At 47.2% G+C, this 24770-nt stretch carries 5 protein-coding genes; 3 read left to right on the top strand and 2 right to left on the bottom strand.

Annotated elements, in window-relative coordinates:
- The first annotated feature begins 52 nt into the window (after positions 1 to 52).
- Both FN815_RS17845 and FN815_RS17840 read left to right on the top strand, forming a co-directional pair.
- Positions 53 to 7207, top strand: a complete 7155-nt coding sequence (locus FN815_RS17845; protein ID WP_142456195.1) for an OmpA family protein — start codon at positions 53 to 55, stop codon at positions 7205 to 7207.
- Positions 7207 to 16908: a DUF2341 domain-containing protein gene (locus FN815_RS17840; RefSeq protein ID WP_142456194.1), complete on the top strand. Its 9702-nt coding sequence runs from the start codon at positions 7207 to 7209 to the stop codon at positions 16906 to 16908. Before FN815_RS17845 ends, FN815_RS17840 begins: the two co-directional genes overlap by 1 nt.
- Before the next feature lie 391 nt (positions 16909 to 17299).
- Here the strand turns inward: FN815_RS17840 and FN815_RS17835 are convergent, their stop codons facing one another.
- The gene (locus FN815_RS17835) at positions 17300 to 19528 is read right to left on the bottom strand and encodes an NADP-dependent isocitrate dehydrogenase (RefSeq protein ID WP_142456193.1); all 2229 of its coding nucleotides are present in this window, start codon (positions 19526 to 19528) and stop codon (positions 17300 to 17302) included.
- A gap of 491 nt (positions 19529 to 20019) precedes the next feature.
- On the opposite strand from FN815_RS17835, the gene FN815_RS17830 reads away from it, so the two are divergent.
- The gene (locus FN815_RS17830) at positions 20020 to 22413 is read left to right on the top strand and encodes a glycoside hydrolase family 31 protein (RefSeq protein WP_142456192.1); all 2394 of its coding nucleotides are present in this window, start codon (positions 20020 to 20022) and stop codon (positions 22411 to 22413) included.
- Between the two features lie 430 nt (positions 22414 to 22843).
- On the opposite strand, the gene dnaB is transcribed toward FN815_RS17830, so the two are convergent.
- Complete coding sequence (gene dnaB, locus FN815_RS17825; RefSeq protein ID WP_142456191.1) at positions 22844 to 24388, bottom strand: replicative DNA helicase; 1545 nt, start codon at positions 24386 to 24388, stop codon at positions 22844 to 22846.
- Positions 24389 to 24770: the final 382 nt, after the last annotated feature.

Below are 24770 nucleotides of genomic sequence, written 5' to 3'. Positions count from 1 at the left end.
GATACCCTCTTCCTCTTTTCTAAATTTAATGCGGTTTCAGTAAATAGAACTTTTGAGCTTACGTTGTAAATCATACCTGTTATTATTGTTGTTGTTGCTTTCAGGTACATTCGAGTTACATGCTCAGGAAATGCCACTGCCCGGTAGCGAGATTGTCAATCAGGTAGAGGCCTTTTTTCAAAAACTCAATGAAGCGGAAAACATTGAGGTGCATTCGAATTCTGTTAAAGTAATAGTGGCTCCTTCGCCAACATTTTCGCTCTATCCAGATCAGCTTCTGAAAGAGTACAGGGGCAGAAGTGTATCGCTCAGCCACGTGCTAAGGAACCGCGGTAACGTGACATCTAGTTTCGATCTCTCCATTTTCAACATGGCCGGGGATGATTTTGACTTGCAGCAACTGGAGTGGAATAACCGAATGAAAACCATTTCGGCCAATGGGGATACGCTGCATACTACCGTAACCTTGGGGCCGGGAGAGCAGTATTCCTTCTCCTATGCCGGCTTAATTGGCAAAGAAGAAGAGGACCGGCGTATTCAATCTATGATAAAAATACAGGCCTATTCACCAGATTATGGTATAACCCTGGATAATGTGGATACGGTTCAGGTTCTGCTCGGTGCCAATCTTGATATCGTGAAAGAGCAAATCGGGACCCAAGACATACAGCGGGGCGACACTTTCACTTACTCCATTAGCGGTAGAAATACAGGAGATGTTGCCGCATTAGGACGGACTGTAACCATTGATGGTGTAGCCCGCGAAAAAGTGGTGCTTACTGATTCTATCCCAGCTAACCTGACTTTCGAAGAATTCTTGTCATTTAACAAAGGTACTCCTATTTATCAGCAGGCGGGGGCAGCAAAGTATGAGTTCAGCAGCACTCCTCCAGGTGACGCTTCTGTAGTTAATGTAGTAGGAATTGCATTCGACTCACTAGGGGTTAATGAAGATTTCCGGATGCTATTTGACGTACGGGTGAATGACAACGCCACCGGCGATATCATCAATATTGCGGAGGTGTCCTACAAGGATCCGGACGGAGAGGTAGTTACAACAGCGGCATCAAATAACGTAATTTTGGATCTACCGGAGCTGGACGCTGAGATCGATTACTTTACCGATAGTAACTTCGATCGAACCACGGGTACGTCAACGATCGGGCAGCCCCTGCATTTGCAAGCTAATGCTTCAGCCTGTAATACGCTTAGGGGAACCATTGAACGGGCGATCATCACCATTGAATCAAAGATGACAGGCGATTTCGAGGAATTTACCGCCACTGAAACCGGTCCAAATACCGGAATGTTCAGAATTGATCAGGAAGTGCCAACCCGGGATGCAACGCAATTTGCCGTTGTATTAGGTAATGAAATACTGGAAACGGTGGAGAAAGATGAGCTTGAAGCGGTACTTACCTGTGATGGCTTGAACCAATCAGGGCAAGGTGGTTCCGCAGTGATCAATGCCATGGTACAGGTAGATCCTTACGGCGTTATTTTTGACAGTGAAACCAATGAACCGGTGTCAGGCGCAGAAGTTCGAATTATTGATGTGAATGGGGTGACAAATGGTGGAAATGCAGGCGGACTTGCCCAGGTGCGGGATGTACAGGGAGAAGAAATTTTAGATAATATCCAAACCACCAATGAAAGCGGCGAATACCGGTTCCCATATCTTTTAGCCGGAGAATATCGCATAGAAGTGGCTCCACCTGAGGGGTATACATTTGTATCAGAACTTAGCATCGATCAGTTACCATCAGACCGTTCACTGGATAGCTTGGCTTCCTACGGCAAATCATTTTCGCTGACAGGGGATCCAAAAGGTATAGATGTGGATATCCCGGTAGATCCAAAAAGCACCGGTGTACTTTTTGTGGAAAAAACGGTGAATAAAAAAGAAGCAGAGATCGGTGATTTCCTGTATTACACCATCAACATTCGAAGTGAAGCCGTAAATACGGTCAATAATCTAACTTTAACCGATAACCTGCCTTTTGGATTTGAATACGAAAAAGGAACGGCCCAGCTGGATGGGGAAAGTATAGAAGATCCTGAAGGAGGAAAAGGTCCTGAGCTAAAATTTGAAATAGGAGACATTAATCCGGGCTCTTCTATGGAGTTGATCTACAAGGTGCATATCGGTGCGGGCTCAGAACGAGGTAATGGTATCAACGTGGCCATAGCAAGAAGTGATGAAGCCATCGTAAAAGTTAGTAACCAGGCGCAGGTTAAGGTAGAAGTTACCGGCGGTGTGTTTAGTGATGAAGGACTCATCATTGGTAATGTATTCCTGGATTGTGACCGTGATGGCATGCAGGATGCCAATGAAACTGGTGTGCCGGGCGTAAGATTGTATCTCGAGAATGGTAATTACATCATTACCGATGCGGACGGTAAATATACCTTCTATGGGGTGAAGCCAAACAAACACGTGCTTAAAATTGATAACTACTCCTTACCCGACGGCAGTGAATTGGAGGCCGTGGACAACCGCCATGCCAATGATCCGTCCAGCCGTTTTGTGGATTTGAAGAAAGGGGAAATGCACCGGGCTGACTTTGCAGTGTGTAACTGTACCGAAGGAGTTCTCAACAATATTGATACCCGAAAAGAAGCTTTCGGAGCAGGACGCAATGAAGTACTAAACGATGTATCCAAAAATTTCAACCTGAGAGAACAAAGAACTTCCAACAACAGACAGGCAGCCGGCGTTGTGGGCGACGCTAAGGTTCCTAAAATTCAATCTGCCAAGGAAGCTGCTGATGCGAAGACTGCTTCCCCTGATTCAACCAGTATCATTACGGAAGACTCTACCGTGGTGGCTTTGGATAATATGGAAATGGGGCTTTTGAATGCGAGTGCTGATTTGGGCTTTTTAAATGTGGCGGATGGAGATACCCTGGATGCCCGGCAGTTTACTTTTCAGGCAAAAGGAAAGCTGGGCGCCCGCTTTGAGATGAAAGTAAATGGTGAAATCATCGAAAATGACAAGATCGGTCAGCGATCAGCAGCCAAAAACAGGGACCTGCAGGCTTGGGAATTTGTAAGTATTGAATTGAACAAGGGGAAGAATACGGTTCAGCTTAGGGAGCGTGATCCTTTCGGAAACCTCAGAGATTCGGTTGAAGTATCCGTTTATGCACCGGGTGAATTGAAGAAACTAAAAGTGACCGTGCCTGAAAATCATGTATCCGCTGATGGTGTATCGGCAGCGGTAGTGCGGGTTGAAGTTTTGGATCAGGAAGGAATCAGAATCGGTTCAAAAATTGATATTACCCTGGATGCCTCTTTGGGGGAGTGGCAGGTAGAAGACAATCAACCCAAAACACCAGGTACACAAACTTCGGTAGTGGGCGGGGTGACAGATTTTAAACTCAAATCAACAATAGAACCAAAAACTGTATTGGTACGCGCCAATGCCGGGGTACTTGAAGGGGAAGCTAAAGTACATTTCATTCCGGATTTGAGACCTTTAATTGCCGCCGGTATTATCGAGGGAACCGTTCGTCTGCGCAATCCTCTGGATATCCGTTCTGCTTCTTCTGATGATGGCTTTGAAAGAGAGCTTAAGTCGCTGTCATACGACATGAACAACTTTACGGCCGATGGCAGAATTTCCTTCTTCCTTAAAGGTAAAGTGAGTGGAAAAACCTTGCTTACCGCTGGTTTTGATTCTGAGAAAGACAAAGAAAACAGAATGTTTCGTGATATCCGCCCGGATGAATTTTACCCGGTCTACGGTGAATCTTCGGTTAAGGGTTTTGATGCACAGTCCTCAAGCCGCCTTTACATTCGGGTAGATCGCAATAAAACTTATGCCATGTACGGTGATTTCATCACGCAGGAACGAGATCAGGATCGACAGTTGGGTGATTACAGCCGTTCACAAACCGGTATCAAAACACATTATGAGCAGGATAATTACGAAGTGAATGCTTTTGGGGTGAGTTCAGCATCAACCCATCGCCTTCGTGAATTCCGGGGACAGGGAATTTCCCGTTACGAACTTCCGGACCAGGATATCATTGAAAACAGTGAGATTGTAGAAATTGTCACTTATGACAGAAATCAGCCCGAGGTCATCCTCGATGTTGAGCGGCTGACTCGTTTCCGGGATTATGCCATTGAGCCCTTTAACGGCGCCATCACTTTCCGGGCACCGGTTTCCAGCGTTGATAAAGAATTTAACCCACAGTTTATTCGCATTACTTACGAAGTAGAAAATGACGACGAACGCTATTTCATCGGTGGGGTAGATGGAAAACTTAGAGTGGTTGATGGAGTAGTGGCTGGCGCCAGCTATGTGAAAGACAACAATCCGGAAGAAGAATTTGCTTTGACTTCAGGTAACCTGAGCGTAGAGCTGAATGAGGATACCCGGATGTTGGTTGAGGTAGCGCGTACCAACACTGCCAGAAATGGCAACGGAAATGCCGGACGTATTGAGCTTCAAAAAAGAGGCAAAAAAGTAGATCTTTTGGCACAGGTCGGTAAAGCAGAGAAGAACTTCGATAATGAACGGGCCACCCTTGGGCAGGGACGCACCGAAGCTAAGGTGCGTGGGCGGTACCGTTTCGAAGGTTCTACCAACATTAATGGTGAATTCCTTTATTCTCGCAATGATACCAGCGGGGCTGAAGTTGTGGGTGGAGTGCTGAATGTGCAGCGAAGCCTTGGCAGCAGCATTAATGCCGAAGTGGGGATCCGGCATACGCAGGAATCCAGAGCTGCATCTGAGGAAATCGTGAACACCAACGCAAGAGGTAAAATCACGGCTGATCTTCCTTTTATAGAAGGGGCATCCACCTATGGGGAATATGAGCAGGACATGACTAATACCGACCGGAAAATGATTGCGGTTGGCGGTGACTATCGCCTTAGAAATATTGCCAAGCTGTATGCCAAGCATGAGTTCATTTCCAGTGCAGGCGGGCGCTACACCTTAAGCAGCAGTGCAAAAAGAAATAACACGCTGGTTGGTTTGGATGTGAACTACATGAACAACGGCCAGATTTACAGCGAATACCGAATGGCAGATGCGCTGGACGGGCGAACCGGTCAGGCTGCCATTGGGGTGCGAAACCAGTTTGAGCTTAAAGAAGGCTTGGGACTGAATGTTGGGTTTGAGCGTATTTACACCGTTGAGGGGACTCCGACAAACGATGGAACAGCGCTTTCAACAGCTATCGATTATACGGCCAACCCCAACTGGAAAGGAACAGCGAAACTGGAAGCGCGTTTCAGAAAACAATCCACCACCTATTTAAACAGCTTCGGGTACGGACACAAAATAAACCGCGACTGGACGTTCCTGGGCAAGAATATCATTGCACTTACCGCCACTGACGGCGTTTCCGGGTTTAGCAAAATTCAGCAGCGTCTGCGCGTAGGTACGGCCTTCCGCGATGTTGACAGCAACAAACTGGATGCCCTGTTTCGATATGAATTTAAATATGAGGAAGACGCAAATATAGCCCCTAACCATTTCCGGTCGGCCCATGTATTTTCTTCTCATGCCAATTATCATCCGGTAGTAGACTGGACCTTCACGGGCCGGCTGGCTGCCAAAAGATCGGTAGAGCAGGATGAGTTTTTGAAATCATCCAGTTTCCTGGAGTTACTTTCCGGGCGAACCATGTACGACATCACCGATCGATGGGACGCTTCCATAAATGCGAGCCTGCTGGCTAACAGTGATTTTACCATTAAAGATTACGGAGTTGGAATTGAAGCCGGTTATCTGGTGGCTAAAAATCTGCGTCTTGCAGCCGGTTTCAATTTGTTTGGATATGAAGATGAAGATCTCTCAGAAAACAATTATACACAGCGGGGTGTGTATGCCGGACTCAGCTACAAGTTTGACGAGCAAATATTCCGCAGCCTAGCGCCCGAGCGCAGCAAAAACATTCTGGATGAATCCCGTTACCTGATTTGTAAAGAAGAGTGTGGGCCTAAGCTCACTATTCTGCCGTTCCATATCCCGGCACTTGATCCCTATCGTTTGAGCATTGCTGAGGTGGAATCAAATTACAAGAGAATTGAGCAGCTGTACTTTTTACCGAAGCAAATTCACTTTAATAACGACAGCACCTACATAACCGCCCGTTCCGCACAAATGCTTGATATGGTGGCTACTTTCCTTCAATCCGAGGGAGATTATACGATTCGCATAACAGGGCATACCGATTCAAAAAGCTCTTACGATTATAACCTTGATCTCTCCGAAAGAAGAGCGAGGGCAGTGCGCTCTTACCTTATCGCTTCCGGTATTAGCGGTGATAAACTCCGGTTTGAAGGGCTAAGCTACAGCCAGGAAATCCGCCAGGAAAAAGATCAGGTGGATATGGCTGTAAACCGCCGTGTAGAGCTAGCTATCAATCCTGAACCGTTCCGTGCAAGACTGGTTGACCAGGTAGAGGATCTTCAAGTACACCCGGTGGTGCGCGGTGTGGATACTTGGGACTATGTATTTATGGCAGGGCATAATCAGGTGCCGGCCGCATTCAATATCACCTCTCCAGAATTGAATGGGGTTCAGGAATACATGGCAAATCGAATAGCTATGGTACTTGAGGATCATGCAGGTTTAGAAATGGAGATTGCTTCTGCGGATACGATTTTCGCTTCCCGCATTGCTGAGTATTTGATCAGGGAAGGAGTGGAGGAAGATCGTCTGGCAGTTACAGAAAGTGAAAATGATTCAGCCGCTGTCTTTAGCTTTAGCGATCTTGAGCGCGTGGAAGTGTATGCACAGCAGGATGATATCCGGTTTGAAAAAAATAGCCGCGTTCTGGCTATGATGAACAACTTACTGGAGGTTCTGCAATCAAGAAAAGACGAACGGCTAACGGAAGGCTTCGACCGGAATAACGCGCTTCCGATGAATATGGATTTTGACGCTACGGCGATGACACTGAGTCCGGAGCAAAAAGCTGTACTGGCGCGCATTGGCTCATTCATGAAAAAGTATCCAAAGGCTAAGCTTCAAATTCAATACAACAGCAGTCTTGAAAAAGGAGAACTTCGCGCCGAAGCCATTCAAACATTCCTGACAGATTGGGGCATTGAAAGTGGCAGAACCTACACCAATGGTTCGGATGATGTGCCTGTCGATCAGCTACAATTTGTTTACCCGGATATGCAACATATTCGACTTGTTGACCTGGATGGTGCTTTCAAGAACGGGGAGGACAGTAAATAATGAACCGGTTTAGCACTACATATCGTCTGTTATTGTTAATGGTGATGGCGCTTTTTGCAACCATGGCGCAGGCTCAGCCAGCAGGATATCAGTATTACAAGCAGGTATCCATACAAGCTTCGCAGGTGCAGGGAAGCCACAGTAATTTTCCGGTACTCATCAGCATCACAGATACCGATCTGCGGGATAATGTGCAAAGTTCAAACGGCTATGATATTCTTTTTGCAGCGGATGTAAACGGTAATACCATCCTCAGTCATGAAATAGAAAGTTATAATTCATCGACCGGCGAGTTGATTGCCTGGGTGCAGATTCCTTCCCTGAGTGGAAATACCGACACCGATATTTATATGTTCTATGGGAATGGGGCGGTTACTACGAATCCTTCCACAAATGCTATATGGAACAGTAACTATTTTGGGATCTATCACTTTGAAAATAATGTAAGCGATGCGAGCGGCAGCAATAATAATTTAACGAACCGGTCTACCTCAAATTTGGGAAATGGTAAAATTGGGTCTGCTAGAAACTTAAACAATTCATCAAATGTAGCTTCAAACAGTAATTCAGGCCAACATTTGGAGGTGCCAAATAGAATTTTTTCCGGCGTGGGGGATTTTACCTTTTCAGGTTGGGTACAATTAGACCGTGCAAATACCAACTGGGAACGGGTGTTCGATTTTGGCCGTAATACCAACATTAACTTTTTCTTTACCCCTTCGGTAGGTACGAATTCACCGTCCGAAACCCGGGTGCGTATTACTGGAAATGGAAATTCAGGAGAACAGGGAGCTATTATTTCCAATTCAACTCTTGATATCGGTCAATGGGTGCATTGGGCTATTGTACTTGATGATGGAGCAAATACATTGATTGTATATCGGAATGGCTCTCTGTATGGAACTGCAAATAATGTTACCCTGACACCAAATAGTATTGAGAATTCAAACTCAAACTATTTTGGAAGGTCAAATTACGGTGCGGATGATTACATAGATGCAAAGTTCGACGAGTTTAGGTTGGCAAGTTCCACCTTCTCGTCAGGCTGGATAGCTACAGAGTTCAATAACCAAAATAATCCATCTTCTTTCTATACTGTTAGCAATCAGCAGCCCGTGGATGGGAATCCTCCACCTGCCCCCCAAAACGTTTCAGCCGAGGCAGTAGCCGGGGGCGATATTCGACTTTCTTTTGATGATGTGGATGAGACCGGCAGCGGAGTTAGTTTGTATTCCATTCGTCGCGGAACCTCGCAGGGCGGGCCTTACAGTGAGGTAGCCACAATTACCGATGATGAAAGTTCCTCTTACCTCTTCCCCGATAATGGCGTAACCGACGGATTAACCTATTATTATGTAGTTGTAGCCGTGGATGGATCAGGCAATACAAGTGTGCCATCTGCCGAGGTGTCTGCTACGGCCGACCAATCACCCCCAACACTTGAGGCGGTTACTGTCAACAGGTCCAACCTGCAGCTTGATTATAACGAAAGCCTTGATGGCGGTTCGGTGCCCTCTGCAAGCAGTTTTACTGTAAATGTGAATTCCAGTGAGGTTACGATTACGAACGTTTCAATAAGTGGGGATAAAGTAAACCTTACCATCAATCCTGAGGCCGAAGTGGGAGATGATGTGGAGGTCAGCTATACGGCAGGAGGTAACCCAATTCAGGATGTGGCAGGGAATAATGCAGGGAATCTCACAAACCAGACCGTAACCAATAATACCAGTACTATTCCAGGGGCTCCGGTTAACGTCACAGCTACTGCTCTTGCGGGCGGCGATATTGAGATTAACTTTGATGATGTGGACAGCGAGGGGGGTGTTACTACTTATTCAATACAACGAGCCTCAAATGCCGGCGGACCCTATACGCAGGTTGCCACTGTAGGGGATGATGAAAGTGCGAGATATAGCTATACCAATACCGGCCTCACCGACGGTGGCACCTATTACTACGTGGTGACCGCTATTGATGGATCCGGGAATGAAAGTCCGGAGTCGGCCGAAGCTTCAGCAACTGCAGATGCCAGCGGACCGGTTTTGAATGTGGCCAGTATAAACGGTTCAACCCTGCAGCTTGATTACAATGAGAATCTGAGTCCCGCTTCCATTCCTGCCTCAGGTGACTTTACCATTCGGGTTAATGGAAATACGAGAACGGTTACTAATGTAGCTATCATCGGGGCTCGCATTAACTTAAGTCTTTCACAGCCTGTTGTGAGTGGTGATATTGTGGAAGTGGATTATAGTACCGGCACAAATCCTGTACAGGATGAAATCGGTAATAATGCCTCAGGTTTCAGCAATCAGCCGGTAACGAATAATACCTTTAATAACTCCGCTTTTGGGCCGGATCCGTGTCCCATCACCAACGGACAGGATGTGGCCTGGGCCTGTTTTAACGGAGTGTTTGGCGGAACTTCTATGTCTGCTTTTGTAGGGGGATTGGAAATTGCTACGGTGGACGCTGCGGCCGGAAGCAACACCACCTTTGCTCCCAACGCTTTGCAATCCTGGGCTTCAGGAGCGTATGCCGGGGATGAGTTTAACGGCCCACAGTTAAACCCCAGCGGAGCTACCGGTAATACGACATCCATCGATATTGATATTCCTTCAGGCGTGCCTTCAGATGCCATTTTGCTCTCACTCAACCGGCTGGCTCCCAACGGTGGAAATACCTCCTACACACTGGAAGCTTTTGATAATTCGGGCTCTAAAGTTTCTTTAAATGGCTGGCAAACAGGGCAAGGCACGGATGGCGGACTTTGTACCAACAACGTAAATTTGGTATACACCAACGGAAACACCACACTGGAATTTCAGCCCACGGTTTCCGGCAATGCTTCCTGTAGTATTTCCTCCACTCCGCTCTGGATAAAAATCGGCAATCCCGATATGGACCGGATTGAGCTTCGAAAAGTGCATACTGCCAATGATAATATTTATGTAGGACTGGGTGTTCGGGCTGATTTTGGGGATGCCCCTTCAACCTACACCACACAGTATAGCTCCAGAACACAGCCTCCAGCTTTCCACCTTTTGAATAATGATGGGAACGACCAGGTATTTTTTGGCGGAAATGTAGATCCCGATGGAAATGGAAGACCAAATGGAACATCATCCGGGGATGATACCGAAAGTTCAGGACTGGGAGCCGGTGATGATGAAGATGCGATTTCGTCTATGCCGGAACTGCATACGGCCCAACCCAGCTATGATGTCACCTTGGTCTGTTCCGGTGGCGGAGCGGTTGGCGGCTGGGTAGATTTCAATCAGTCTGGTTCTTTTGATGCCGGTGAGTATGATTCCGGGACCTGTTCTGCAGGAAGCGTAACGTTGAACTGGACTGGATTGTCAGGTTTAGTTACAGGTACTACGCATGCCCGTTTCCGTATCGCTACAAATGCAGCCGAAGTAGCCAATCCTACCGGAAGTGCTTCAGATGGTGAGGTAGAAGATTATATGGTTACCATCACCCCGCCACCTACGCCGGATTTGGTCATGTTGAAGTCGGTAAATAATACGCAGCCTATTGAAGGGGAAACCATCACTTTTACCCTGCAAGTGGGCAACAGCTCGGATGAATTCAGCGCAACAGGTGTACAGGTAACCGATCAGCTGCCGTCAGGCATCACTTTCACATCGGCCAATGCAGAACAGGGCAGTTATAACAGCGGAACAGGTATTTGGAATGTAGGAACCCTGGCACCGGAAGACACGGTTTCCCTGGAACTGATGGCCACGGTTAATAGCGGCACGGTGGGATCTACCATCGAAAACGAGGCCTCTATTTCTTCTGTGGATCAGAGTGATCCGGATTTGACCAACAATACGGCGACTACAGGGATTACCGTCATCCCCGAAACAGCGGATATCAATGTGCAAAAAGTGGTAGATAATGCCGTGCCGCTGGAAGGCGAATACATCACCTATACCATTTATGTGACGAACAACGGGCCAAAGGATGCCACCAATTTAAGCCTGATTGACCAGTTGCCTTCAGGGCTGACTTTCCAAAGTGCTACCGCTACGCTGGGAAGTTACAATCAGTCTACCGGCATTTGGACTATCGGGGCACTTGCAAATGGCGCTTCTGCCTCGCTGGCGATTAACGTAACGGTAGATGATGAAACGCAGGGCAATAGCATTTCTAATACGGCATCTATAAACACGCTCGATCAAAATGATAATAATGCAGACAATAACACCTCTACTGCAGTGGTGGACGTATTGATTCCCGGGGCTCCCAATTCCTGTAACGACCGGCCTTTGCTTACTTTCGAAAATGGCAACTTGATCAGTGGTTCCAACAACCAGATAGGGGCTGTTTATCGGTTTAACAACGTGATGAACGGGGTATATGCCAAAGTGGAAGTGATTACGATTAATAATGCTCAACTGTTGAATGTAGATGATGCCAACCTGAGTCAGCTGCCTGAAGAGTTCTCACCATCCATTGAAAACATTGGAGGTGATGACGGATACGTAGATTTCAAGATTTCCTTTTTTGATAATAGTACAAACCTGCCGCGCTATATGTCCTTTGCTGCTACCGGTTCTGACATTGATGGTACCGGAAGCCTGAAGGATTTGATTGGGTTTCAAAACCTGAGCTCGTTTACGGTAGAGGAAGCAACGAACCTGATAAACGACTACGCGAATGCATTCGTCACATTTGAATCGAATAACTTCCAGGATACCCAACCTACCTACAGCAATTACACCGACTACATGGTGTATGCCACTTACACGAACGAGGCGGTATTCAACCTGCGGGCTGGTATTAAATCTGACGGTACCACGGACGATCGCGTTATTTCAGTGAGTTTCGATCCCTGTAAAATCAATGATTTTGACGATCCAAACACGGAAAGCGTAGTTGATGTTGGGGTTACCAAAGAGGTGGATGACGTGACGCCGGATGTGGGGCAGGACATCACCTATACCATCAACCTCGCAAACACTAAAACTACACCTGCCACCGGCATTGTTATAGAAGATGTACTTTCCAGTGATTTGACGTTTAAATCGGCTACCCCAAGCCAGGGTAGCTATAACAGCAGCAATGGGGAATGGACAGTAGGTTCGCTGCAGGGCTTGCAATCTGCTACGCTTGAGATTGTTGCTGAGGTTGAAACCGGTACAGAGGGCGAGACCATATCAAACACCGCAACGGTTGCGGAAGTAGACGGTGTGGATTTGGTACCCAATAACAATACCACCACCATCGATATAGTTGTTAACGATCCGAACTCAAACCTCTCATGTACTGCTCCGCCCACTTTCTCTTTTGATACCTATAGTCTGGAACAGGGCGTTCCGGAGCAGGTCAATGCCGTCTATCGCTTTACCAATGTAGCTTCCGGACTGGATGCTCTTGTAACGATAAAAGCCATCAACAATGCCATATTGAATGAGTTGGATGATAACAGCGCGGGCGATCAGGCCGCTAACTTTAGTCCGCTTTTTGTAACCCAAAATGGTACCAGCAACGGATACATAGATTGGGAAATCAGGATTGTTCAGTCCGGAACAGATATCCCCGTAAAACGAAGTTTCTCCATGACAGGCCTGGATATTGACGGCTATCAGACGGGAGGAGAATCGATCAGGGATTACATGGGCTTTTCCCAGAATCAATCCAGTACCATAGAATCTGGAACAAACTTAGCGCTTAGCAACGAAGGGCCTTTCGCTATCTTCGCTTCCTCCACCACTACAGATGGACAAGGTTCTTTTGATACCGATCATATGGCATACATCACGTTTAACTATACCTCGAGGTTGGAGTTGCGCACCGGATCCATTCCAACAGGAGGTTACGACAGTGAACGTCTGGTCGATATTGATTTCAGAGGCTGTTTGAATCAGGAATTTGACAATCCTATTGTGAATACCAGGAATGCAGATATTCAGGTTACTAAAACGGTGGATGAAGAAAATCCGCTGGAAAATGAGGTGATCAACTTCACTGTAAATGTGACCAACAACGGTCCGCAGAATGCAACCGAACTGGATATCAGTGAGCAACTGCCCGCCGGGCTTTCCCTGATCCAGGCCACCCCCACACAAGGTACCTTTAACCAGCTCACTAAAACCTGGGCGATTGGAACGCTGAATTCAGGTAACTCCGCTACCTTGTCGCTTAGAACTTCCGTTGATTCGGGAGTAGAAGCCGATTCTTTGGTAAACATGGCTTATGTGAAAGGACTCAATCAGTTCGATCCCAACATTGCCAATGATACCTCCAAGACGGTGGTCCGCATTAGTATTGAGGCAGAAGGAACGGTATTCAGAGATAAAACCGGCAATGGTGTTGCAGACGGCGATCTGTCTTTCAATGATGCTTCCGGTGATCAGACCGGATTACAAAATGTTAAAGTACATCTGTTTAAAGATGGCGGAGACGGGCTTCCGGATGGCGCGGATGACGAATATGAACAAACGGTAGTTACCGGGAATAAAGGGGAGTATACCTTCCAGATTGGGCAGGGTGGGGATTACTGGGTGGCAGTGGATTCCAGGTCTGGCGCATTGACAAATGGAAGTACCTGGGCGGAGCAGACCTATGCACCTGCAGGCGCCTATTGTGCAGATGGTAATAACGGCACGGTGGTATCATCTACAGCAGGGAATTGTTTTGGAGGTCGCAGGGGCAATGTTTCTGATAATATCCCGGCCTCACCGACCGGCGCAGATATTGCACAGGCTGAGCATGTGGCTAAACTGACGGTTACAGATCAGGGAATAGAAGACATTGATTTTGGATTTAGCTTTAATGTAGTAACAAATACTCGAGATGGTGATGACGACGGTTCAGCGGGCCGATCGATACAGGGTGGATTGCGACAGTTTATCCAAAATGCTAATGCCATCAGTGGGGCTAATACTATGCGGTTTGTGCCAGCGGCACCGGTGAACAATGCCAACTGGTGGAGCATCACCTTAAACAGTGCCTTACCGCCGGTAACGGATCCCCTGACTACCATCAGCGGGATTGCTTACAGTAAAGACAGTCCCTTGGTTATTCGCAATGAAAATGGAGGAACCGTGGGGGCTGGTGGAGCGGTTGGAACAGCCCAAAGTGCCATCGGAAGCTTTAGCCGCAAAGAGCTGGAGATCAACCTGAATGACATGGGCGACTATGCCTTTACCATCAATACATCGGGAGCGGTGGTTGTTAAGGAATTGGCATTGTTCAACAACAGCAATGGTATCAATGTTCAAAATTCCTCTTCCGGTACCATCGAGAATAACCTTGTTGGATTGCGGGCAGATGGTACCAATCCGGGTGGAAACTCACGGGCAGGTCAGGGAATTGATTTTAGTGGATCTGCTTCACTTTCTATATTGGTTCAGAAAAACTTTATAGCCTACACCACGGGTAATGGGGTGAGATCCGAAAACGCCAATGCAAGCGTGACTTTCTTTGGAAACGAGGTATTTCAAACTGCACAGGAGAATACAGAGGCCGATGGATTATCGGTGATTGGAACTTGGACCATTGAGCAAAACCTGATTCACGAAAATGGAAACAGCAGCAGCGATCCGGTTACCGGTGGTAGTGGTATTGAGCTGGGACAGACAGGCAGTGCATCACAAAACAGTATCATTCGGGATAACACCATCCGGCATAACACGGTTGCGGGTATAAGTGTGCTGCATAGCGTTTCAAATTCCTTGATTGAAGCCAACGTAATTAATAATAACGGAACGAATTATTCCTCAGGCGGACAGAATTTAGGTGCGGGTATCAAACTTAGCTTTCCAGACGGCGGCTCCATTCAGGGCATCCGGATTACTGAGAACAGCTTTCTCAACAACTTTGGTCTTTCTGTGGATGTGGTTTCCAATTACAGTGGTTCAGGTCAGGCGGATGGGGTGAATTCCAACGATGGAAATATTCAGTCAACCAGTGTGGAACCTAATGCCGGTCTTGATTATCCGCAGTTTACGCTGGCAACGGTTGAAGGATCTGATTTGCGCGTGGAAGGTTTTGTAGGAACCAATGCCAATAAACTAAACGGCACCTACACTATCGAAATCTACAAAGCCGATAACGATGGCAACAATGAGGGATTGATTGAAGAAAACGGGACTTTGGTCAGACCACATGGCGAGGGACGGCAATTTATCGGAAGTGTAACCACCAACTCTGATGGCACCTTTAATGAAGCGGTTACTATCCCCAATTCTGTGACGCTGGCAACCAACGACCGCATCACAGCCATTACCATCGATGGCAGTAATAACACTTCTGAGTTTAGTGCCAACCAACGCATTGTACCTACCGGGGTTACGATTACCGGTTATGTGTATCAGGATGAAAATCACAACAGCGTTCGCGAAAATGGAGAAAACGGTATACAGGATGTGACGGTGGTACTCTATAATGTGGCGTTGAATAACTGTAAGAGTGTGATCACCAATTCTGATGGTTTGTATCAGTTTACCAATGTGCTGAATGGTGAATACGAAGTGATTGAAGCCTATGGGCAAAGTGTACCCACACCGGATGTTTGTACACCTACGCCTGTCGATCCCGAAGAGCATGTTTCCACCACGCCCAACAAACGTCCCGTTACGGTAAACAACCAACCGTACACCATGAACTTTGGGGATTTCAGAGGCGCTAAAGTAGAAGGAACCGTTTATAACGATAACGGCATCAGCGGTGGAACCGCAAACAACGCTCAACAGGATGGTGGAGAAGCCGGGCTTTCAGGAGTTACGGTTAAAGCTGCAACTACCGGTGGCTCTACACTACATGAGGTTCAAAGCAAGGGCAGCGGAGCATTTGAGCTATATATTTCAGCTTCAGAAATATCCGATGGAAGTGTTGTTGAAATACTGGAACAGGGCGGAACTGAGTATACCACGACCGGTGGAGAAGTCGGCAATACCCAGGGGACGTATACTCTATCCGAAGACAAAGTGAGCTTTACGTATGCTTTGGGAGAAGTGTACACCGGGGTGAAGTTTGCCAATGTACGGCTGAGCCGTTTGCTTACTAATGGAGAAAAGAATCTGCAACCCGGAACATCAGGCTTCTTCCAGCATACTTTTGAATCCAGAACGGCCGGAAAGGTGACTTTCTCAATAGAGAACACTTCCAATCCGGATAATGCAATCTGGCCGGTGGTACTGTATCGGGATCTTAATTGTAATAATTCGGTTGAAAGCGGAGAGCCTATACTGGACGAAAATACGGAAGTTGCCGTAACGGCCAATCAAACCATGTGCCTATTGCTGAAAGTGACGGTTCCACAAGGGGTATCCACCGGGGCTTCGAACAGTTCGGTTATTACTGCGAACTTCGTGTTAGACAATACGAGTCCTGATATTGAGCAAGAACTGCAGCGAACGGATTTAGTCCGGGTGAGCATCACTGAAGGCGGACTGGTGATTGTGAAAGAGGTAAACAAAGGACAGGCTTTGCCGGGCGCCTCCTTGACCTACACCATTGATTACACGAATAATGGAAGTGAGCCCATTAGCTCCATGGAAATAGTGGATAACACGCCATCCTATACCTCATTTACTTCTGCTACTTGCAATACCCTCCCAAATAGCTTGACAGGCTGTACCATTGAAGATCCCGGCTCCGGACAAGAGGGAGTTATAAAATGGATTTTCCAGGGAAGTCTTGCCCCGGGCGCCTCCGGTTCCGTAACCTACGTGGTCAAGATTCACGAGTAAGGATTAAGCCGATATTGTTGTACAAGATCTTTTGAAGTTGCACTTCAAAAGCACAAGTAACTCAAGGCTTTGCCTTGAGTCAGATATTGCTAATTACCCTCAACAAAACCATTTCATTCTGTCCTGCCGCAAGCGTCTCGCTTGTGGTATATAATGGTAATGAGTTGCAGTTACAGTTGGTACAAGCGAGACGCTTGCACCAGGATAGGTAGCCAGGATAAGTTCGGGCAAGTAAGCGTTAATGTGATCTTTTGAAGTTGTACTTCAAAAGGATAAGTAATTCGAGGCTTTGCCTTGAGTCATAGAAAGCTTCCCCAAAACTCCCAAGCATAAAAAAAGCCCGCCACCGAAACCGGGACGGGCTTTTGAATACGTTACTTCAGCAAATAGCTTACACGTTTTCAATGATTTCGTTTAGCGTTTTGCTTGGGCGCATTTTATCAAACACCAACTCGCGATTAGGCCAGTAATAGCCTTCGATATCCTGTGGACTGCCTTGCGCATCAATCAGCTCTTTGTTGATTTGATCTTCGTTGGCTTCCAGCTTCTCGGCTACTGCCTTAAAGTGTTCGGCCAGCTCGGCATCTTTGGTTTGATTAGCCAATGCCTTGGCCCAGTACATCGCCAGGTAAAAGTGACTGCCACGGTTGTCGTGTTCGTTCACTTTACGAGAAGGCGACTTGTCGTTTTGCAGGTACTCGGTATTGGCTTCGTCCAGCGCTTCTGAAAGAACCAGCGCGCGTTCGTTGTCGAAGGTTTTGCCGAGGTGTTCCAGCGAAACAGCCAGAGCCAGGAATTCACCCAATGAATCCCAGCGCAAGTGACCTTCATCCAGAAACTGCTGAATGTGCTTAGGCGCAGAACCGCCGGCACCGGTTTCAAATAAGCCACCGCCGTTCATCAGCGGAACAATAGAAAGCATCTTGGCGCTGGTACCCACTTCCAGGATAGGGAAGAGGTCGGTGAGGTAATCACGCAGCACGTTTCCGGTTACGGAGATCGTGTCTTTGCCGTCTTTGATGCGCTCCAAAGAGAATCGCATCGCTTTAACAGGACTCATAATCTGAATGTCCAGCCCTTCGGTATCAAATTCCGGCAGGTACTGGTTTACTTTTTTGATAAGTTCGGCATCGTGTGCACGGTCTTCATCCAGCCAAAAAACAGCGGGATCACCGGTTTCCCGGGCGCGGCGTACCGCCAGTCCAACCCAGTCTTTGATGGGGGCGTCTTTGGTCTGGCACATTCTCCAGATATCGCCTTGCTCCACATCGTGCTCGGTTACCGTATCGCCGGCTTTATTTACTACGCGAACTTTTCCTTTTCCGGGGATTTCGAACGTCTTGTCGTGTGAGCCGTATTCTTCAGCTTTTTTCGCCATCAACCCAACATTAGGCACGCTGCCCATGGTAGTAGGATCAAAAGCGCCGTTTTCCTTGCAGAAGTCAATCACTTCCTGGTAGATGCCGGCATACGAACTTTCAGGAATCACGGCTTTGGTATCCTGCGTTTCGTCATCTTTGTTCCACATCTGTCCGGAAGTCCGGATCATGGCGGGCATAGAGGCATCAATAATAACATCACTTGGAACGTGCAGGTTGGTGATACCTTTGTAGGAATTCACCATCGCCAGGTCGGGACCTTCTTCGTAGCACTTCTGAATATCGGCTTTGATTTCCGCCTTCTTGTCTTCAGGCAGCTCTTCAATTTTGGATTCCAGATCCCCAAAACCATTGTTGGGGTCTACGCCCAGCTCTTTCAGGGTTTCACCATGCTTTTCAAAAACATCCTTAAAATACACGCGCACGGCATGACCAAAAATGATAGGATCCGAAACCTTCATCATCGTGGCTTTCATGTGCAGAGAGAACAGCACGTCTTTTTCTTTGGCATCTTCCACTTGCTCTTCCAGAAATTTAACCAAGGCATCTTTGCTCATGGCGCCGGTGTCAATGACTTCTCCGGGCAACAGTTGGGTGCTTTCTTTAAGCACTTGTACCTCGCCGTTTTCATCCACAAACTCGATCCGTACGTCATCGGCATTATCTACCGTCACGGATTTTTCGGTGGAGGCAAAATCATCATGCCCCATAGTGGCTACATGTGTTTTGGAATCGGAACTCCATTCACCCATGGAATGTGGGTTCTTACGGGCATATTCTTTAACCGGCTTGGGAGCACGTCGGTCTGAGTTCCCTTCACGCAATACGGGATTCACCGCACTTCCCATTGCTATGCCATAGCGGTCATGGATTTTCTGTTCTTCCTCGGTCTCCGGCTCTTCGGGATAATCGGGAAGGTCGTAGCCTTTTTTCTGTAATTCTTTAACGGCGGCTACCAGCTGCGGAACCGAAGCACTGATGTTCGGCAGCTTGATGATGTTGGCTTCAGGTTTCTTGGCCAGTTCGCCCAGCTCCGTCAAGGCATCCGATACCTCTTGATCTTCTTTCAGGTAATCGGGAAAGTTGGCGAGAATACGTCCGGCCAGCGAAATGTCTTTGGTTTCTACATTGACCCCTGCGGCTTTGGTAAAGGCTTCAATAATAGGAAGGAGGGAGTGAGTGGCTAGGTACGGTCCTTCATCCGTAATAGTGTAAAAGATTTTTTCTTTGTCAGTGCTCATTGGTTGAATGAATGATTGATTGCTGTTTTTAATTCAAATAAAGATCGGTAAATCGTGCTCCGAACAAAAATTGAGGGGCAGGGAGTTTACAAAATTTAGAGGCAAAAAGAACATTTGAACATCGAATATGGAACATTGAACAAGGAATGCAGAACTTTTGGAGAAATTCAGGGGGGTAATTGATACATTGTTAGAGCTCGGCTATGATATTTCGGCCATCTTGCGAAGCAAACCTTTTCCTAATCCTTTAAAATTCAGGAATGGTGAAAGGAAGAATGAATTTTAGCTTTTCAGAGATTCCTCTTTATTTATTCCAATAAATTGATAAATTCATTCAAACAGAATAGTTGTTGTAGTACCGGGAATAAAATTGAGTGGTTTTGGATGATGATTTTTCACCTTCACACGGGGCTTTTGGGGATACCAGCGCAGCCCACTTTTTCGGCACACAGCCATTTCTCTTCTCACAAAGAACCTGAAAAAAGATGATTATGAACACCTTTCTAAAAAGCATAACCGCGATGTTATTGGCCATGCTGTGTTCCACCAGTGCATGGGCTCAATTGCAGGGCACCGATCTACTAAACGAGCCAACCGATATCGCTCCGGATTTCAGAAACTTCAAAAACACCTATTACCTGGCCGATCACGTGGCTTCATTTGATCCGGAAACGGCATCGGGAACTATCAAATATATTCGTCACGAGTTCACCACGCGTATGGCTTTTAATAATATGCTGGCTGGATTGGATTCGGTTGGAGCGAATGAGTTTCCCACTACTGAATATGCTGCTAGCCCCGAACTGCCATTTTCACTGCAGTTTGTGTCAGATCGTACGGTCCGGCTTAAGATGACATCGGGTCCTCAGTTTGTAGATGAAGAGCCTTCGCTGATGCTGGTTAACGGTTCGGCCCTGGATGCGCGTTCTGCGTGGAGCTATGCCAAAACCGAAGAAGGCCACAGCTACAGCAGCGAGTATGGCAAAGTGGTGATTACCGAAAATCCCTGGCACATTTATTTGTATGATGAAGAAGGTAAGCTGCTCACCAGCACCATCCACCAATCGGATGTAACCAACACCTACACTCCGGTTTTACCTTTTTCATATGTGCGTCGTGCCAGCGATTATTCCCGCAGCATGGCGGCTGTGATGTCACTTTCTCCGGATGAAAAGATTTTTGGCTTTGGAGAGTCCTTCACTCAATTCAACAAACGTGGACAAAAAGTAGTGTTGTGGGTGGATGACGCCAACGGCACCCAAAATGAGACCATGTACAAGCCCATTCCGTTTTATATGAGCAGCCGCGGGTATGGCGTGTTTATGCATCACTCTACTCCCATTAGTGTAGATGTGGGCAAGTACTTCAATGCTGCCAATTCTATGATGATTGGCGATGATGAAGCCGACCTCTTTTTCTTTTTGGGTGAACCGAAAGACATCCTGGATGAATACACCGAGTTGACCGGCAAAGCCTCCATGCCGCCCTTGTGGTCGTTTGGGTTTTGGATGAGTCGCATTACCTATTTCTCGGAAGCGGAAGGCAGAGAAGTGATTCAGAAACTACGCGATTATGAAATCCCGGCCGATGTACTGCATTTCGATACCGGCTGGTTTGGCGTGGATTGGAGAAGTGATTATAAATTCCCCGAAGATCGTTTCCCGAATCCTGAGAAGATGATCAGTGATTTCAAAGACGACGGATTTCATATTTCACTCTGGCAGCTGCCTTACTTCACCCCGAAAAACACGCTGTTTCCTGAGATTATTGAGAATGATCTCGCGGTGAAAGATCGCAAGGGAAATATTCCTTTAGAAGATGCGGTGTTGGATTTCTCCAATCCTAAGGCTGTTCAGTGGTATCAGGATAAACTGGAGCCGCTGCTGGAAATGGGTGTAGGCGCCATTAAAGTAGATTTTGGAGAGGCGGCTCCTGCCAATGGTATTTACGCTTCCGGCCGGACCGGCTTTTACGAGCATAATTTGTACCCCCTGCGCTACAATAAAGCCGTAGCCGATATTACCGAGGAGGTGCATGGCAATGGATTTATATGGGCACGAAGTACCTGGGCGGGCAGTCAGCGTTACCCCGTGCACTGGGGCGGTGATCCGGCTACTACGAATACGGCCATGTCAGCTACCTTACGAGCCGGACTTTCTATGGGACTCAGCGGTTTCACCTTTTGGAGCCATGATATTGGCGGCTTTGTGACGGCTACGCCTGAAGACTTGTACCGGCGCTGGACTCCTTTCGGGATGCTCACTTCCCACGTACGTTCGCACGGCAACCCACCGACTGAGCCGTGGGAGTTCAGCGATGAATTTCTCGAAGGTTTCCGTAAGGCCGATAACATGCGCTACCGCCTGATGCCCTACATCTACGCCCAGGCCAAGCATAATTCCGAGCATGGCTGGCCAATGCTGCGCGCCCTGTTTGTGGAATTTCCAGATGATCCCGGCTCCTGGCTCATTGACGATCAATATCTCTTTGGCTCGGATATCCTGGTAGCCCCGCTATTTGAAAATGTGGAAGAACGCGATGTATACCTGCCACCCGGAACCTGGATTGACTATCAGACTGGTGAAGTTTACAAAGGAGGCTGGCATTCCATCGAAGCTGGTGAAATTCCCATCATTGCTCTGGTGCGAAATGGAACCGTCCTGCCACATATCGAACTGGCACAATCCACCAAGTTTATGGATTGGAGCAAAATTGAATTGGTGGCCTATTCGGTAGAAGGTTCTGGAGCTTCTGGTAAGATTTATTTGCCCGATGGGGAAAGCGTTCAGGACATCACCCTGCAAAAGCAAAATGGCGAATACCAGCTGGTTGCTGATCCTTTTAATGGAGAGGTGAGTTGGGAGATTCGCAGTTTTGAGGAGTGATCCGGCCTGTGAATAATAACATCTAAGCAAGTCATCCCTGCGAAAGCAGGGATCTCAGTGCTTGATGAAAATGCCTTGGTTTTTGAACCAGGATTTTAAGGATGGGCCTGGATTTACAGGACGTGGTGCATGCATTTTTTGTAAGCAGGGGATGCATTAGGGGATAGAGCCATTATTAACCATCGTACACCCTCCGCGTGTTTTGGCAAGCCAAAACCCGGCACCTCCCTCAAGGGAGGACTAATTCGAAGTTGAATTCAATATCAAAAATTATCTTAGGTATCGTAGCTGTAATACCTACTGGATAAGTCTCTCCTTGAGGAGAGATCAAACAAAACAGATGTTCCTGTTTTGTTTGCGAGAGGTGTTGGTGCTAAGGGCAAAAAATCTTAAAACTAAAACCTTGCACCTAACATCTAAAACCTAATCACTAAAACGGTGCATCCTCATCCGGGGCAGGATTATGCGGCAGGGGTGGAGGTCCGCCACCTTCATTGCCGCCGGAAGGTCCGCCGTTGTTATTGCCGCCTCCACCATCCCCCATCATGGGGTTATCGTTATTGGCGGAAGTCAGGTTTTCAAAGCGGGCATATTCTTTCACAAAATACATCATCTTGCTGCCCACGGGACCATTACGCTGCTTCCCTACAATTATTTCGGCAAGACCGGTAGTCGATTGTCCTTCTTCCGTTGTGGTGATACCATAGTATTCCGGGCGATAGAGGAACATCACAATATCAGCATCCTGCTCAATAGATCCGGATTCACGCAAGTCACTCAACTGTGGACGCTTGTCGCCACCACGCTGCTCCACGGCACGACTCAACTGCGCCAGTGCAATTACGGGCACATCCAGTTCTTTAGCTAGTCCTTTCAGTCCACGGGAAATGGTCGCAATTTCCTGCTCACGATTACCGATGTCTTTGGAATTGGCCTGCATCAGCTGCAGGTAATCAATTACAATCAGTCCGATGTCTTTTTCACTTTTGAGCCGACGGCATTTGGTACGCAGCTCCATCAAGCTGATTGCCGGAGTATCATCAATATAAATTTCAGCACTGAATAAGCGACTGGCGGCATCAATGAGGCGGCGGAAATCTTCGTCTTTCAAGGTTCCCTTACGCGCTTCATCGGCACGAACCCGAGCTTCCATGGTAAGCAAACGTTGCACCAGGGACTGATTTGACATCTCCAAACTAAACAAGGCGATGGGCGTTCGGAGGTTTTCATCCGGATGCATGGCGGCGTTCCGGGCAGCCGTCAATACAAAAGCCGTTTTACCCATGGAAGGGCGCGCTGCAATAATCACTAAATCTCCTTTTTGCCAGCCGGCCGTCATATCGTCAATAGCCAGTCCGGTCGGCACCCCGGTAATGCCGTAATCCTTGCCACGAAGATCTTCCAGGTACGAGAGCGTATCCTTCAGTAATTTTTCAACGGGAACGGCGCTACTACGACTTTTTTGGTTGGAGAGATCGAATATGCTTTGCTCGGCGTGATCCAAAACATCGTAGGCATCCGATGTGGTATCGTAGGCTTCCTTAATCACATCATTGCTGGCCAGAATCAGGTTCCGCTTGATGGCCTTTTCAATGATAATCTGTGAGTGATATTCAATATTGGCTGAAGAAGAAACCGAGCGGGTCAGGTCAGACAAGTAGGTAGGGCCACCACAAACTTCCAGCAGGTTGTTGTCCTTGAGCTCGTTTTCTACCGTCAGCAAATCCAGCGGATTGTCACGTTCATACAGATTGGAAAGCGTCTCGAAAATATGGCGATTCGCCGTTTTGTAGAAATCATCCGGCTTCAGCATCTGCAAGGCAATGGTAGCAGCGCCGTGCTCAATGAGCATGGCTCCCAGTACGGCTTCTTCCACTTCTACAGCCTGGGGAGGTACCCGGCCTTCTTTTTCCAATACCTTGGAATCGTCCTTCTGATACTTATTACTATAATTGGAACCGTTGTTCTTCGCCATGAATGAAAGTGAGACTGGAATCTAAAACATTGACTTTTTTCGAACTTTCAAAATAGCTATAAATTGAAACCTAATTGAAAATCTTTTGAACAAATTTTACACCGGTTGTCAACATAGTTATCCACAATTTTATGATATGGTGATATGGTGATATGGTGATATGGTGATATGGTGATATGGTGATATGGTGATATGGTGATATGGTGAGGGAAGAGCTGGTGTTAAGTTCAGTGGTTTCTACTACAATTATAATTTTGGGATACCATCCTGCTCCATAGGAGCAAAATATTGGTAAAAAAGACACTGAACTTGGAAAGGAAAATTTTTGCCCCAATATTTTTTAGGCGATGATCTGTACCAAAATTTGGGCACTCTTCACTAA

The sequence above is a fragment of the Gracilimonas mengyeensis genome (genome assembly GCF_900182705.1).
In the GTDB taxonomy this organism is placed as follows: domain Bacteria; phylum Bacteroidota; class Rhodothermia; order Balneolales; family Balneolaceae; genus Gracilimonas; species Gracilimonas mengyeensis.
Note: the sequence above shows the minus strand (reverse complement) of the source record. Positions and strands in the feature narration are given on the sequence as shown.

Excerpts from the sequence above, each read along its gene's own strand:
- FN815_RS17840 (WP_142456194.1), top strand. The coding sequence starts at position 7,207 with ATGAACCGGTTTAGCACTACATATCGTCTGTTATTGTTAATGGTGATG.
- FN815_RS17835 (WP_142456193.1), bottom strand. The coding sequence starts at position 19,528 with ATGAGCACTGACAAAGAAAAAATCTTTTACACTATTACGGATGAAGGA.
- FN815_RS17830 (WP_142456192.1), top strand. The coding sequence starts at position 20,020 with ATGAACACCTTTCTAAAAAGCATAACCGCGATGTTATTGGCCATGCTG.
- dnaB (WP_142456191.1), bottom strand. The coding sequence starts at position 24,388 with ATGGCGAAGAACAACGGTTCCAATTATAGTAATAAGTATCAGAAGGAC.